The organism is Microbacterium meiriae, from assembly GCF_025143875.1.
Classification (GTDB): domain Bacteria; phylum Actinomycetota; class Actinomycetes; order Actinomycetales; family Microbacteriaceae; genus Microbacterium; species Microbacterium meiriae.
This window is the reverse complement of the sequence record NZ_JAMBDU010000035.1, coordinates 18,123-31,939: the sequence shown is the minus strand read 5'-3', so window position 1 is coordinate 31,939 and position 13,817 is coordinate 18,123. Positions and strand designations below refer to the sequence as shown.

Sequence of the window (13,817 nt, the reverse complement as noted above, 5' to 3'; positions counted from 1 at the left end):
TTTTAAAACCACACACCAAACACCCCCCCCCCCCCCCCCGCCGGAATGGCGGACGGGCTTCGTCGTTCGAGGAGAGGCGCTCAGAAGAGGATCTTCGCCATCTCGCCGAGGAAGTCGAGGCCCTGCAGCTGCGCCAGGAAGATGATCAGCGCGTACGCGATCACGGTCGCCAGCGGCACCCACGGCATGAGCTTGTCCGCCGTGGCGCGGACCTTCGCGTTGCCCGTGAAGGTGCCGTTGCGGGCGAGGTGGACCATGGTCGCGAAGAAGGTGGGGATCGTCACCGCCCAGGTCACCATGCACCAGGGGCACAGCACGAAGAGGTCGTAGAGGCTCTGGGCGATCAGCCAGCACACGAGGCCGAACGCGAAGGTGATGCCCACTCCGAACGCCGCCCAGAACCACCGGGGGAATCGCGCCCCGGCGAGGATCGCGACGCCGACGACGAGCGGCGCCATCCAGCCGGTGAGGCCGATGATCGGGTTCGGGAATCCGAACACCGATCCCTGCCACGACTGCAGGTTGGTGCTGCACTGGATGAAGGGACTGAGATCGCAGCCGAGCGCTTCCTTCGGGTGCTCCAGCAGTGCGAACTTCTCCACGGTGAGCTGGAAGGCGGCGTACCAGCCGATGACGCTCGCGATGATCAACCACACGGCATAGACGACGGGGCGGGTGCGCTGCTCGCTCATGCTCAGGATTATCCCAGCGACGGCTATGGAAAGGGCGAGAACCGCCCGGAGAAAACGGTCGGGGACCGAGAGATGCCGCGATCGGACCGATGTGGTGCGATAATGACCTGTGATGCGATGAACGGCGTTGCCGCGACACGCGTCGAGCAGACTTCGGGGCCCATGCCCCACGCGACCAGAGCCATGAGCCGGTCGCAGGCCGATTGAGTTCGCGGCACCCGCGGGTGCCGCATGAGATTTCACGGGACACGCAGTGGACCGTGCCAGGGAGCACGCCAGAGATGGCCGATGAGAACAATGACAACAACGCCCCCGCCCTCGACGCCCCGGCTGACGCCGCGGAGCCGCTGACGGCGCCCACCGCTCTCGCCGCGGAGGAGTCGGAGGACACCTCGCGGGATCAGGAGGACGCGGACGACGCGGCGGCGGAGGCCGCGGCGGACGACCGCGCTGCCGAGAACGCGGCGGCCGATGACGCCGCTGCGGCGGCGGACGATGCGGCTGCGGCCGCTGTCGAGGACGCCGCTGCCGCAGACGAGGCCGCCGCAGACGCGATCGACGCGGCGGCTCAAGTCGAGGAGGCCCCTGCGGAGCAGGGACCCGTTGAGCCGGCCCCTGCCGAGGAGGCTGCCGCGGAGGAGGCTCCCGCCGAGGAAACTCCCGCGGACGAAGGCCCCGCGGACGTGGCTTCCGCTGAGGCGGCGCCTGCGGACAAGACCCCCGCCGAGCCCGAGAAGCCCGCGGCCGTCACCGCCGTGTCGCTCGGTCTGCTGCCCGAGGTGTTCGTGTCGCAGGTGTCGACGCAGCTGCACTTCTACGCGCCGGAGGTCGTTCCGCTGCCCGCGCGCCCCGGTCGTGACGACCGTGCGCCGGAGCGCGACCAGGACGAGCCCGGTGCCGGTCGCCGCGGTCGTCGGCGCCGCGGCGGATCCGAGGGCGACGAGCAGCGGGAAGAGCCGCGGCAGCGTCAGCGGGTCGTCGAGTACATCACCGAGCCGAAGGCCATCAAGGGCTCGACGCGCCTCGAGGCCAAGAAGCAGCGCCGTCGTGACGGACGTGACGCCGGCCGTCGTCGTCCGGTCGTGACCGAGGCCGAGTTCCTCGCGCGCCGCGAGTCGGTCGACCGCAAGATGGTCGTGCGCTCCAAGAACGGCCGCACGCAGATCGGTGTGCTGGAGGACGGCGTGCTCGTGGAGCACTACGTCGCCCGCAACCAGGACGCCTCGCTGATCGGCAACGTCTACCTCGGTCGCGTGCAGAACGTGCTTCCCAGCATGGAGGCCGCGTTCGTCGACATCGGCCGCGGCCGGAACGCCGTGCTCTACTCGGGCGAGGTGGACTGGGACGGCGTCGAGACCGGCAACCAGCCCCGCCGCATCGAGCTCGCTCTGAAGCCGGGCGATCGCGTGCTCGTCCAGGTCACGAAGGACCCGGTGGGTCACAAGGGTGCCCGCCTCACGAGCCAGATCTCGCTGCCCGGCCGCTACCTGGTGTACGTGCCCGGCGGTTCCATGAACGGCATCAGCCGCAAGCTGCCCGACAACGAGCGCGCCCGCCTCAAGCGCATCCTCAAGGAGGTGCTGCCCGAGTCGTCCGGCGTGATCGTGCGAACGGCCGCGGAGGGGGCGACCGAGGATCAGCTGACCCGCGACGTGCAGCGCCTCACCTCCCAGTGGGAGCACATCCAGAAGCAGGTCGAGAGCCAGCAGGCTCCGGCGCTCCTGCACGCCGAGCCCGATCTGCTCGTGAAGATCGTCCGTGACGTCTTCAACGAGGACTTCACGAAGATGCTCATCCAGGGCGAGGAGTCGCAGCGCACCATCCGGGCGTACCTGGAGAGCGTCGCCCCCGACCTGCTCGAGCGTGTCGAGGCGTACGAGGACGACGTCGATCCGTTCGACGCGTTCCGCATCACGGAGCAGATCGAGAAGGCACTGGACCGCAAGGTCTGGCTGCCCTCCGGCGGTTCGCTCGTGATCGACCGCACCGAGGCCATGACGGTCGTCGACGTCAACACCGGCAAGTTCGTCGGCTCCGGCGGCAACCTCGAGGAGACGGTCACGAAGAACAACCTCGAGGCCGCCGAGGAGATCGTCCGCCAGCTGCGTCTGCGCGACATCGGCGGCATCATCGTGGTCGACTTCATCGACATGGTGCTGGAGTCCAACCGCGACCTCGTGCTGCGCCGACTCATCGAGTGCCTGAGCCGCGACCGCACGAAGCACCAGGTGGCCGAGGTCACCTCGCTCGGTCTCGTGCAGATGACACGCAAGAAGCTCGGTCTCGGGCTGCTGGAGACCTTCAGTGAGGCGTGCGAGGTGTGTGCCGGTCGCGGCGTGATCGTGCACCACGACCCGGTCGTGAAGCACCGTGCGAACGGCAGCAACAACGGCGGTAACGGCAACGGCGGACGCCGTCAGCGCGGGAACGGCGGCAACAACAACGGCAACGGCGGTGGCAACAACAACTCCGCACCTGCCGCGCCGCCGGTGACCCACAGCATCACCGAGGGGGCGAAGTCGGCCCTCGCGCAGATCGCCGCCTCCACGATCGTGCCGTCCGGCGAACCGGCCGCGGAGGCACCGCCGGCCGAGTCCGCGCCCGTCCCCGCCTCCGAGCGCCCGAAGAAGGCCCGGAAGAAGCGCGGTGACCGGAAGGGGCCGAAGACGCCCACCGAGGAGCTGCTCGACTCGGTGCTGGATGCGCTTCCGGAGCCCAAGGCGCCCGGCCAGGGTCGTGGACGGCGCCGGGTCACCACCGCCGCCCTCTCCGGCACGCCGGTGTCGGTGAACTCGGAGGCGTCAGTGCCGCCGGTCGCGTCCGCGGACCCGGAGGCCTGAGGAGATCAGGCGCCGGACCAGCTCCTTGCCGGGGACGTGCTGCGCACCGCCGGCGATGAGCCGGGGGACGGCGTCCTCGGGGACGTCGTAGTGGTCGAGGTCGAAGGCCCGGGCGGGGATCCCGTGTGCGCGCGCGAAGGCGTGCAGCTCGTCGAGGTTGTCGTCGCTGACCAGGTGCGCCCACAGGCGTCCATGGGCGGGCCAGCGGGGGTCGTCGACGAGTACGGTCACTCCGTCAGCCTACGACCGGCCCCGTCACCCGGCTCACTTTGCGAGGTCAGCCGGCATCCGGTAAAGTAGTCCCTTGGTGCGCATGCCGCGTCGTCCTCGACGGCCGAAGCGGAGAGTCTTGCATTCGCGCCCGTCGTACCAGCGACGCATGCAAGCAACAGTCTTCCCGTGAGATTCTCGGAGCCGCGTGCTCCCCAACGAAACAGGTATGAAGTGGTTTACGCAGTAGTGCGCGCCGGTGGCCGGCAGGAGAAGGTCGAGGTCGGCACCATCGTTCAGCTCGACCGTGTTCAGGCTGCCCAGGGCGACGAGATCCAGCTGCCCGCCGTGCTGCTCGTCGATGGCTCCACGGTGACCACCGACGCCGACGCGCTGGCGAAGGTCACCGTCACGGCTGAGGTCGTCGGCAACCTCCGCGGCCCGAAGATCGTCATCCAGAAGTACAAGAACAAGACCGGCTACAAGAAGCGTCAGGGCCACCGCCAGGAGCTCACGCGCGTCAAGATCACCGGCATCAAGTAAGACCGAGGAGACCAGGACATGGCACACAAAAAGGGCGCAAGCTCCACCCGTAACGGTCGTGACTCCAACGCACAGCGCCTCGGCGTGAAGCGCTTCGGCGGTCAGCAGGTCCTCGCCGGCGAGATCATCGTCCGCCAGCGCGGCACGCACTTCCACCCCGGCGCCAACGTCGGCCGTGGGGGCGACGACACGCTGTTCGCTCTGGCCGCCGGTGCGGTCGAGTTCGGCGCGAAGGGCGGCCGCAAGGTCGTCAACATCGTCGCCGCTGCTGAGTGATCACAGCACCACGCTAAACATCCGGTTCGGGGCGGGCTTCGGCTCGCCCCGTCCGCGTATCTGCCGTCAGGCACCCCGAGCACACCGAAGGACTCGCACATGGTCACGTTCGTCGACACCGTCACACTGCACCTGCGTGCAGGCAAGGGCGGCAACGGCTGCGTCTCGGTGCACCGCGAGAAGTTCAAGCCCCTCGGTGGCCCCGACGGCGGCAACGGCGGCGACGGCGGCGACATCGTGCTCGTCGCCGACACGCAGACCGGCACGCTGCTGTCCTACCACCACTCGCCGCACCGGTCCTCTGGCAACGGCGGACCGGGCATGGGGGACCACCGCTCCGGTTTCGACGGCGAGACACTGGAGCTGCCCGTCCCGGTCGGCACCGTGGTCAAGAGCCCGAGCGGCGACGTCCTGATCGACATGATCGAGCCCGGTGAGCGCTTCGTCGTGGCGGCGGGCGGCCAGGGCGGCCTGGGCAATGCGGCCCTGGCGACTCCGAAGCGCAAGGCTCCCGGCTTCGCCCTGCTCGGCACCCCCGGCTTCGAGGGCGATGTCGTCCTCGAGCTCAAGACGGTCGCGGACGTGGCGCTCGTCGGCTACCCGTCCGCCGGGAAGTCGAGCCTCATCGGCGCGATCTCGGCCGCGCGGCCGAAGATCGCCGACTACCCGTTCACGACGCTGCACCCGAACCTCGGCGTCGTCCAGGTGGAGGACTTCCGCTACACCGTCGCCGACGTGCCGGGCCTCATCGAGGGCGCGAGCGAGGGCCGCGGCCTCGGACTCGAGTTCCTGCGGCACGTGGAGCGCTGCTCCGCGCTGCTGCACGTGCTCGACTGCGCGACGCTGGAGCCGAACCGCGACCCGATCTCCGACCTCGAGGTCATCCTCGCCGAGCTCGCCGCGTACGAGGTGCCGGAGGGGCAGACGCCCCTGCTGGAGCGCCCGCAGTTCGTGGCGCTGAACAAGGTCGACGTGCCGGAGGCCCGTGACCTGGCCGATCTCGTGCGTCCTGATCTGGAGGCCCGCGGATTCCGGGTCTTCGAGATCTCCACGGTTTCGCACGAGGGGCTGCGCCCGCTCACCCTCGCCCTCGGCGAGCTCGTCGAGAAGCACCGCATGGAGACCGCGGTCGAGGCCCCGCGCGAGCGCGTCGTCATCCGCCCGAAGGGCGCCGTGAAGCCGTTCACGATCCGCGTCGAGGGCGGCACGTACGGCAACGTCTACCGCATCCTCGGTGAGAAGCCGGTGCGCTGGGTGCAGCAGACCGACTTCCAGAACGAGGAGGCCGTGGGCTACCTCGCCGACCGTCTGGAGAAGCTGGGCGTCGAGGACGAGCTCTTCCGCCTTGGCGCCGTCCAGGGTTCGACCGTCGTCATCGGCGAGGGCGACAGCATCGTCTTCGACTGGGAGCCCACGATGAGCTCCGCCGCCGAGCTCATGTCGGCGCCCCGCGGCACCGACCCGCGTCTGGCTCCGAACGCCCGCCGGACCACGTCCGAGCGTCGCGAGAAGTACTACGAGCGCATGGACGCCAAGGCGCAGGCGCGCGCGGAGTTGGAGGCGGAGCGCCTCGCCACGTACCGCGAGGACGAGGCGTGACCGCACGCACGCGCGCCGATCTCGCGACGGCGACGCGGATCGTCGTGAAGGTGGGCTCGTCGTCCATCAGCGGCGAGTCGTCCTGGCGCATCCCGGTGATCGTCGAGGCGCTGGCGGCGGCGCACGCCCGCGGGGCCGAGGTCGTGCTCGTGTCGTCGGGAGCGATCGCCTCCGGCATCCCGTTCCTCCGTCTGGATGCGCGGCCCACCGATCTCGCCACGCAGCAGGCCGCGGCCGCGGTCGGCCAGAACATCCTCGTCTACCGGTACCAGGAGGCTCTGCGCCCCTTCGACATCGTCGCCGGTCAGGTGCTGCTCACGACCGGAGACCTCGAGAACCCGACGTCGCGCTCGAACGCGCGGCGGGCCATGGAGCGTCTCCTGGGGTTGCGCACGCTGCCGATCGTGAACGAGAACGACACGGTCGCGACACAGGAGATCCGCTTCGGCGACAACGACCGGCTCGGCGCCCTCGTGGCCCAGCTCATCGAGGCGGACGCCCTCGTCCTGCTCAGCGACATCGAGTCCCTCTACACGCGGCCTCCGAGCGATCCCGGCGCCGAACCCATCGACGTCGTCGCCCCCGATGCGGACCTCTCCGGGCTGGAGTTCGGTGCGACCGTGGTCAACAGCGTCGGCACCGGGGGAGCGGCCACGAAGGTCTCCGCTGCCCGACTCGCGGCGGCCTCGGGCATCGGGGTGCTGGTCACCAGCGCCGACCTCGTGGCGCAGGCCCTTGCAGGCGCCGACATCGGGACCTGGTTCGAGCCCGCCACCTCCTAGACTGGGCGGATGACCGACCTCACCCCTCAGACGCGCCTGGAGCGGGCCAAGGAGGCCTCGCGGACGACCGCCGCCCTCACGAGCGACGACAAGGCACGGGCGCTCGACGCCATCGCCGTCGCCCTCGAGGAGAACGCCGCCCGCATCATCGAGGCCAATCAGCGTGACGTCGCGCGCGGTCGGGACGACGGCATCGGCGAGTCCCTCGTCGACCGCCTCCGCCTCGACGAGAAGCGGGTCTCCGCCCTCGCCGCGGCCGTCCGCGACGTGGCGGCCCTGCCCGATCCGGTGGGTCGCGTGGTCGGCGGACACCGCATGCCGAACGGCGTGGCTCTGGAGCAGGTGCGCGTCCCCTTCGGGGTGGTCGGGGCGATCTACGAGGCGCGTCCCAACGTCACGGTCGACATCGCCGCCCTCGCGCTGCGTTCGGGGAATGCGGTCGTCCTGCGGGGAGGCAGCGCGGCGCTCCATTCCAACACCGTGCTCGTCGACGTCATGCGTTCTGCCCTCGGCGACGCCGGGGTGACGCCCGAGGCGATCCAGACCGTGGACGACTTCGGGCGCGACGGGGCGAAGGCGCTCATGCACGGCCGCGGCTTCATCGACGTGCTCGTCCCGCGCGGCAGCGCCGGGCTCATCGAGACGGTGGTGACCGAGTCGACCGTGCCCGTCATCGAGACGGGCGCCGGGAACGTGCACATCCTGCTCGACGAGAGCGCCCCCGACGACTGGGCCTGCGACATCGTCGTGAACGCCAAGGTGCAGCGCCCCAGCGTGTGCAATGCGGTCGAGACGATTCTCGTCCACCGGCAGGCGGCGCCGCGCCTGATCCCGCTCGTCGCGAGCGCCCTCATGAGCGAGGGGGTGGCGATCCACGGCGACGACGTGGTCGCCGGGCTCGTGGCGAACATCATCCCGGCCACGGAGGAGGACTGGGCGACGGAGTACCTGAGCCTGGACGTCGCGATGAAGGTCGTCGACAGCCTCGACGACGCGCTCGACCACATCCGTCGCTACAGCACGGGGCACACGGAATCCATCGTCACCACCGATTCCCGCAGCGCGGAGCGGTTCCTGGCCGAGGTGGATTCGGCGGTGGTGATGGCGAACGCGTCCACTCGGTTCACCGACGGGGCCGAGTTCGGCTTCGGTGCCGAGGTCGGGATCTCGACGCAGAAGCTGCACACGCGCGGTCCGATGGGGCTCTCCGAGCTGACCAGTACGAAGTGGCTCGCGCGTGGGGCGGGTCAGACGCGCGGCTGAGGGCTAGACTGGGGGACGCTGTATCCCTACAGGACCCCCGAGACAGCACGCCACGAACGGAGTCAGGATGAACCTCGTCGCACAGATCGCGATGGCCGCCGCAGAGACCGAGCACCACGGCAACGTGGCTCTCGAGACCCTGATCTTCGGAGTCATCGCCGCGATCGTGTTCGCCGCTCTCGGCTTCGTGACGCTGTCGTACAAGAACGTCGCGAACCGCCACTCCGCCAAGGCAGAAGCCTGGGCGGCGAAGCACGGCAAGGACCACGAGGCGGGACACGGCCACTAGGCCCTCATGAGCACCGCGACCACGCGCGCACCGCGCATCGGCGTGATGGGCGGAACCTTCGATCCGATCCACCACGGCCACCTGGTCGCCGCCAGCGAGGTCGCGCACTCGTTCGATCTCGACGAGGTGGTGTTCGTCCCGACGGGTCGTCCGTGGCAGAAGGCCGACGTCACGCCCAGCGAGCACCGCTATCTGATGACCGTGATCGCGACGGCGTCCAATCCGCAGTTCACGGTGAGTCGGGTGGACATCGACCGCGCGGGACCGACGTACACGATCGACACCCTCCGCGATCTCAAGGAACAGCGGCCGGACGCCGAGCTGTTCTTCATCAGCGGCGCGGACGCCGTGGCGCAAATTCTCAGTTGGAGAGACCATGATGAACTGTGGGAACTGGCCCACTTCGTCGCGGTCTCCCGCCCAGGACACGTTCTGAGCATCGACGGCCTCCCGAGCGACGACGTCAGCCAGCTCGAGGTGCCGGCGCTGTCGATCTCGTCGACGGACTGTCGTGACCGCGTCCGTGACGATCAACCGGTCTGGTACCTCGTCCCCGACGGGGTCGTCCAGTACATCGCGAAGCATCATCTGTATCGGAGCAAGGCATGAGCACATCGGATCAGCGAGGTCCGCTGACGCGGAAGCAGCTGCGGGAGATCCGGTTGACGGGATCCACCCCGATCATCAGCGAGGAGCAGGCGAGCGCCGCCGCGGCGGAGGCCGCGACGCCCGCACCGCCGCTGCCTCGTGCCGCCGAGCCCGTCGTCCTTCCCTCGGCGCCTGTCGCTGACACGTCCGTCGATCCTGACGCCGCGCCGCTGACGCGGCGTCAGGCACGCGAGCAGGAGAAGATCAAGACCGCCGCGGTCCCGGCCGTCGGCGCGGAGGCGGACGACACGACCGATGAGGCTGTGCTGGCACAGCCCGATGGGTCCGACGACGACGACGTCGTCGACGACGAGGTCGCTGCGGAGCCCGTCCGCGCGGCCGACGTCGCCGACACGGTCGGAGACGTGCCGCTCGTCGAAGAGCCCGTCGAGGCGCCGGAGTCCGAGCCCGAGGACATCTCCGCCGTGCTCGGCGTCTCCGAGCAGGACGGCCCCGGTGGCGAGGACCTCCTCGACGAGGACGCCGACGGCGATCTCGACGAGCGCGACGTCGACGAGGCTGAGCGCCCGACCGTGAGCCCGACGTTCGGGCAGGGCGTGCTGCAGGAGGAGACTCCTGCCGAGCCGGCGCCTTTCCGCCCCTCCTTCGATGAGCTGCTCACGTCGAACGACTCCGGCGGCACCCAGCACTCGGCGCCCAATGCGCTGATCTTCACGCCGTCTCCCGGCGAGGGCTCCCTCTCCGGGCCGGTCGCCTCCACCGGAGAGATCCTCGTCACGGGGTCGTACGAGCTGCCGAAGGGCCTCGGCTCGCAGGGCCACGCCCACGGCACTACGGACGGCAAGGAGGTCGACGCGGTGCTCATCGACGGTGAGCTCCCTCCGGCGTCCTCGCCCACCCCCATCGCCGCGAGCTCCGCGGTCAGCACCATCAAGCCCGCCGGCGAGGTGATCCGTCCGCCGGCCCCTGAGAAGGGCAACCGGCTCATGCTGATCGCCGCCATCGTCGCGGGCGCCCTCGCGCTGGGCCTGGGCACTGCCCTGGTCATCGCCTTCACAGGAAACGTCTTCTGATGCAATCACCCGAAACCGCCGAAGAGATGCTGCGCATCGCCGCCGAAGCCGCCGTGGCCAAGGGTGGTGAGGACCTCGTCGCGCTGAACGTCTCCGAGCCGCTGCCGCTCGTGGACATCTTCCTGCTCGTGACCGGTAACAGTGAGCGGAACGTCGCCGCCATCGCCGATGAGATCGAGGACCGTCTCGTCGAGTCCGGACACAAGCGCGTGCGCCGGGAGGGGCGCGCCGAGGCGCGGTGGGTGCTGCTGGACTTCGGCGACCTCATCGTCCACGTCTTCCACCAGGAGGAACGGGTCTACTACGGCCTGGAGCGCCTGTGGAAGGACTGCCCGGTGATCCCCCTCGAGGTCGCCGAGACCTCGGCCGACAACCGCTGACATGGCCACGCACCTGCTGACCGGTGCGGGCTCCGGCATCGGCGCCGTCCTCGCGCGGCGACTCGTGGAGCGCGGCGACGACGTCGTGGTGCTCGCGCGCGATGCGGGACGGGCCAGGCAGATCGCCGACGACCTCCCCGGGGTCTCGACGCTGGTCGGTGACCTCGCGCAGCCCGGCCGCCTCTCGTGGGCCCTGTCGAAGCAGAGCCTTCCCGATCGCATCGATTCCCTGGTGCACGCGGCAGGGGTCGTGGACCTCGGATCGGTGGGGGACCTCACCCCGGCGCTCTGGGAACAGCAGCTCGCGGTCAACCTCGTCGCCCCGGCGGAGCTCACCCGGCTCCTGCTCCCCGTCCTGCGCGTCTCGCGCGGGCACGTCGTGTTCGTGAACTCCGGAGCCGGGCTGCGGGCGAGCCCGGGGTGGTCGGCCTACGCGGCCTCGAAGCACGGTCTGCGGGCCCTCGCGGATGCGCTTCGGCAGGAGGAGGCCGAGCACGGTGTGCGCGTGACCTCGGTCTATCCGGGACGCACCGCGACGCCGATGCAGGAGCGCGTGCACCGGCAGGAAGGGCAGGAGTACGACGCCGCGCGGTTCATCACGCCGGACGCCGTGGCGACGACGATCCTCGCCGCTCTCGATCTCCCGCGGGATGCGCACCTCACGGATCTCACGGTGCGGCCTCAGGGCTGAACGCCGATCTGACCATTCTCCTGCACCTCATCACGAGGGTGTCAAGGCCCTTCCCTTCCCCGGCGGGGTATCGGAGGCTCGTCATCAGAGAGTCCTGGAGGGCCGACTGATGTCAGAAGTTCCTGATCCCCGTTTCGTGCTTCACCGCATCACGCCGTCGGAGTGGGTGATCAACGACCTGCGCTATCCCCAGAACGATCCGCGCCATGTCGTCGCCTGCGTGTACGAGCTCGCGGACACCGAGGTCGAGGTGACGTGGCTGCGTGATCTTCCGCTCGCCATCCGTTATGGCACCGCGTTCGAGGTACTGGAGGAGGTCGAGCGGATGCAAGGCGCGAGCCGAGCCACGCGCCCCATCGCGATCCCGTCTCGCCCGCCCCTGCTGGCCACCTGAACCCGCACGAGAAAGGGCACCCCTCCGCGAGGAGGGGTGCCCTTTCTCCTGTCCCGGTCAGTCGTCGTCGCTGATGACAGCGGCGCGGTCGGCCTCTGCGCTGTCGATCTGGGCGTCGTCCGCATCCTCGTCGAGCACCTCTTCGCCGTCGACTTCACGCGTGGGGAGCTCTTCGGCGTCCCCATCCCCGTCCGCGATCGGCGGGAGGGGCGGGATCGGGGGAGTCGTGTTGGACATGTCGTCTCCTTTCGTCGGATGCCCTCTGTCTACGCGTGTACGCGATGGTGGTGGAGGCCGTTGACGGGTGGCGGCTTGGACGGGTACGGGCGTCGGGCGTCAGGATGCGGGGGGAGTGCTTCCGCCCCCGGGACCGCCGCTCATCCCGGCAGAGGCTTGCTGGGTGACGCTGTTGGCATAGTCGTTCGTCGGATCGCGGTAGATGGTGTGCACATGTCCCCAGCCCGATGTCGTCACACCGTCGACGTCGGCGCCGGCCGAGCCCTGCTGTGCCTGGAAGGCGATGTAGACGTTCGGCCCGGAGATGGAGAAGTCGATGCCGTTCCCGGTGGTCATGTCGTACACCGTCGCCCCGGACCAGGCGATGACGGTGTCGTCCAGGGTCTTGTCGATCTCCGCCAGCGCTGCGGCGGTGGTCTCCTCGTCGCTCATCCCGGCCCAGTTGGCGATGAGCTGGAGAAGGAGATCCCGCTGCTCGTCGGAGAGGTCGGCCCCCGACAGCCCGGCTCCGGTGGCGAAGTCGCAGGTGTCGCCCGGTGCGCACATGCTCACATCGCCGGAGGTCAACGTGGCCTGCTGGTCGGCGGTGAGGCTGTCGAAGAACGCGAACGCGTCCGTGTAGATCCCCTCGAACGGCTGCACCTCCTCGCCGTCCTCGTCGGTGTAGACAGCGGGTTGGACCCCGAGGTGCGTGGGAGCGAAGGTGATCGCGTCGGCGTCGCCGTCCAGCGTGGCGTTGATGCCGAGGTGGTGTCCGCCGAACTGCACCTCGAAGGCGCTGTCGGTCGCCGTGGGATCACCGAAGAAGGCGATGTAGTACTGGCCGAGGGAATCCTCGGTACTGCTGCTGTTCTCGGCGAGGTACTCGTCGCCGCCCATGATCCCGGTGACGGTCGCGTAGGCCTCGTCGCTGAGGAGAGACTCCATCACGGCGAGGGCCGCGGTCCGCTGCTCCTCCGTCAGGTCGGCGAGGTTCAGACCCGCTCTCTGCACGAAGGTCACCGGGAAGTTCGACCACGACGTCGTCTTCGTCTCGTCGTCGAAGTCGTACGACACGGCCTTCTTCTGCTCGTCGCTCAGCGTGGCGAGGAAGGCCGCAGCGGCGGCGGACGTGTCGGCGATCGTCTCCGCGGTCGACCCGGCGTCCGTCGACGCCGCCGTTGAGGTCGCGGCGGAGGATGACGCGGAGATCGTCGGTTCGGCGGTCGTGGCCGCCGCGCAGCCGCTCAAGACGAGGCCGCCCGCGAGGACGAGGCCGGAGAGCCAGGCGAGGCGTTTCGTGACGGGAGAGGGAGTCGTGTTCATGCCCACCACGCTAGGAAGGTGATCGATGGGGTTCCTTTGCGCCGTCGATGCGCATCCTATGAGGTGCGGGGATACCGTGTTTTTCCGGATGACCAGGACCTCATCCGCATGGAGGGGGCGCATACATCGACCGACCGATTCGCGACGAGAGCGCCGGTGACAGCGTGGAGGTATGAGCACGAAGAGAGCAATCGTCCTGGGAGTCTCCATCGCCGCCGGTCTGGCGGTCATCGGAGGACTGGGCGCCGCCGGTTACTACCTGTTCAACCAGCCGACCGACTACCGCATCACGTACGAGCTCCACGGTCTGAGTGGCGACGAGACGATCCGCTACCAGGACACGGCCTTCGCCGAGGGCTTCGTGTTCGGGACCAAGGAGACGGAGGAGACGGTCGTCGATGCCCGCGCCGGCGCTATGACCATCGAGGCCATCGTCACCGAGGGGGAGGAGGCGGCTGTCGTCATCGAGAACCCCGGAGCCACCGTGGCGTGCGCGATCGTGCAGGACGCAGGTGACGCGAACCTCGAGGTCCTTCGCACGGACGAGGAGATCGCGACGGCGGGCTCCGTCACCTGCCGCGCCGTCCTCGACTGAGTCGGTCGGTCCGCATCGCCTCAGGCATTCGCGCGACAA

17 protein-coding genes are annotated in these 13,817 nt (G+C 69.4%); 13 read left to right on the top strand and 4 right to left on the bottom strand.

What is annotated here, in order from left to right:
* Window positions 1–80: 80 nt before the first annotated feature.
* A complete protein-coding gene (locus M4D53_RS16320; protein ID WP_187661704.1) occupies window positions 81–692 on the bottom strand; it encodes a vitamin K epoxide reductase family protein in 612 nt (203 codons plus the stop codon).
* A 281-nt stretch (window positions 693–973) separates the two neighbouring features.
* Between M4D53_RS16320 and M4D53_RS16315 the strand changes: the two genes are divergently transcribed.
* Window positions 974–3,532: an Rne/Rng family ribonuclease gene (locus tag M4D53_RS16315; protein WP_259955075.1), complete on the top strand. Its 2,559-nt coding sequence runs from the start codon at window positions 974–976 to the stop codon at window positions 3,530–3,532.
* Here M4D53_RS16315 and M4D53_RS16310 read toward each other — a convergent pair.
* Window positions 3,494–3,763, bottom strand: a complete 270-nt coding sequence (locus M4D53_RS16310) for a DUF4031 domain-containing protein (RefSeq protein WP_187661702.1) — start codon at window positions 3,761–3,763, stop codon at window positions 3,494–3,496. The two genes, M4D53_RS16315 and M4D53_RS16310, sit on opposite strands and share 39 nt — an antisense overlap.
* 213 nt (window positions 3,764–3,976) lie before the next feature.
* Here M4D53_RS16310 and rplU point away from each other — a divergent pair, with 213 nt between their 5' ends.
* The 11 genes from rplU (at window position 3,977) to M4D53_RS16255 (ending at window position 11,641) form a co-directional block, all read left to right on the top strand.
* On the top strand, window positions 3,977–4,285 hold the full coding sequence (gene rplU / locus M4D53_RS16305) for a 50S ribosomal protein L21 (RefSeq protein WP_187661701.1): 309 nt from the start codon (window positions 3,977–3,979) through the stop codon (window positions 4,283–4,285).
* Window positions 4,286–4,303: 18 nt separating this feature from the next.
* Window positions 4,304–4,561: a 50S ribosomal protein L27 gene (rpmA, locus tag M4D53_RS16300; protein WP_025104972.1), complete on the top strand. Its 258-nt coding sequence runs from the start codon at window positions 4,304–4,306 to the stop codon at window positions 4,559–4,561.
* A 99-nt stretch (window positions 4,562–4,660) separates the two neighbouring features.
* Entirely contained in the window at window positions 4,661–6,160 is a 1,500-nt protein-coding gene (gene obgE / locus M4D53_RS16295) for a GTPase ObgE (protein WP_259955074.1), read from the top strand.
* The gene (proB, locus tag M4D53_RS16290) at window positions 6,157–6,942 is read left to right on the top strand and encodes a glutamate 5-kinase (RefSeq protein WP_187661699.1); all 786 of its coding nucleotides are present in this window, start codon (window positions 6,157–6,159) and stop codon (window positions 6,940–6,942) included. The genes obgE and proB overlap by 4 nt, the downstream gene beginning before the upstream one ends.
* Before the next feature lie 9 nt (window positions 6,943–6,951).
* A complete protein-coding gene (locus tag M4D53_RS16285) occupies window positions 6,952–8,205 on the top strand; it encodes a glutamate-5-semialdehyde dehydrogenase (protein ID WP_259955073.1) in 1,254 nt (417 codons plus the stop codon).
* 67 nt (window positions 8,206–8,272) lie between these two features.
* Window positions 8,273–8,494, top strand: coding sequence for a hypothetical protein (locus M4D53_RS16280; RefSeq protein ID WP_187661697.1), 222 nt, complete (start codon window positions 8,273–8,275; stop codon window positions 8,492–8,494).
* Window positions 8,495–8,500: 6 nt separating this feature from the next.
* The gene (gene nadD / locus M4D53_RS16275) at window positions 8,501–9,103 is read left to right on the top strand and encodes a nicotinate-nucleotide adenylyltransferase (protein WP_082749995.1); all 603 of its coding nucleotides are present in this window, start codon (window positions 8,501–8,503) and stop codon (window positions 9,101–9,103) included.
* Window positions 9,100–10,176 carry a hypothetical protein gene (locus M4D53_RS16270; protein WP_259955071.1) on the top strand — a complete coding sequence of 359 codons (1,077 nt, stop codon included), beginning with the start codon at window positions 9,100–9,102 and terminating at the stop codon, window positions 10,174–10,176. The genes nadD and M4D53_RS16270 overlap by 4 nt, the downstream gene beginning before the upstream one ends.
* Entirely contained in the window at window positions 10,176–10,556 is a 381-nt protein-coding gene (rsfS, locus tag M4D53_RS16265) for a ribosome silencing factor (protein WP_101845246.1), read from the top strand. Before M4D53_RS16270 ends, rsfS begins: the two co-directional genes overlap by 1 nt.
* A 1-nt stretch (window position 10,557) precedes the next feature.
* Window positions 10,558–11,247: an SDR family oxidoreductase gene (locus tag M4D53_RS16260; RefSeq protein ID WP_259955070.1), complete on the top strand. Its 690-nt coding sequence runs from the start codon at window positions 10,558–10,560 to the stop codon at window positions 11,245–11,247.
* A gap of 166 nt (window positions 11,248–11,413) precedes the next feature.
* A complete protein-coding gene (locus M4D53_RS16255) occupies window positions 11,414–11,641 on the top strand; it encodes a hypothetical protein (protein ID WP_259955068.1) in 228 nt (75 codons plus the stop codon).
* Between the two features lie 57 nt (window positions 11,642–11,698).
* Here M4D53_RS16255 and M4D53_RS16250 read toward each other — a convergent pair whose 3' ends face one another.
* The gene (locus M4D53_RS16250; RefSeq protein ID WP_259955067.1) at window positions 11,699–11,878 is read right to left on the bottom strand and encodes a hypothetical protein; all 180 of its coding nucleotides are present in this window, start codon (window positions 11,876–11,878) and stop codon (window positions 11,699–11,701) included.
* A gap of 99 nt (window positions 11,879–11,977) precedes the next feature.
* Window positions 11,978–13,183 carry a DUF3500 domain-containing protein gene (locus M4D53_RS16245; protein WP_259955066.1) on the bottom strand — a complete coding sequence of 402 codons (1,206 nt, stop codon included), beginning with the start codon at window positions 13,181–13,183 and terminating at the stop codon, window positions 11,978–11,980.
* 172 nt (window positions 13,184–13,355) lie between these two features.
* Here M4D53_RS16245 and M4D53_RS16240 point away from each other — a divergent pair, with 172 nt between their 5' ends.
* A complete protein-coding gene (locus M4D53_RS16240) occupies window positions 13,356–13,778 on the top strand; it encodes a hypothetical protein (RefSeq protein ID WP_187661691.1) in 423 nt (140 codons plus the stop codon).
* The last annotated feature ends 39 nt before the right edge of the window (window positions 13,779–13,817 follow it).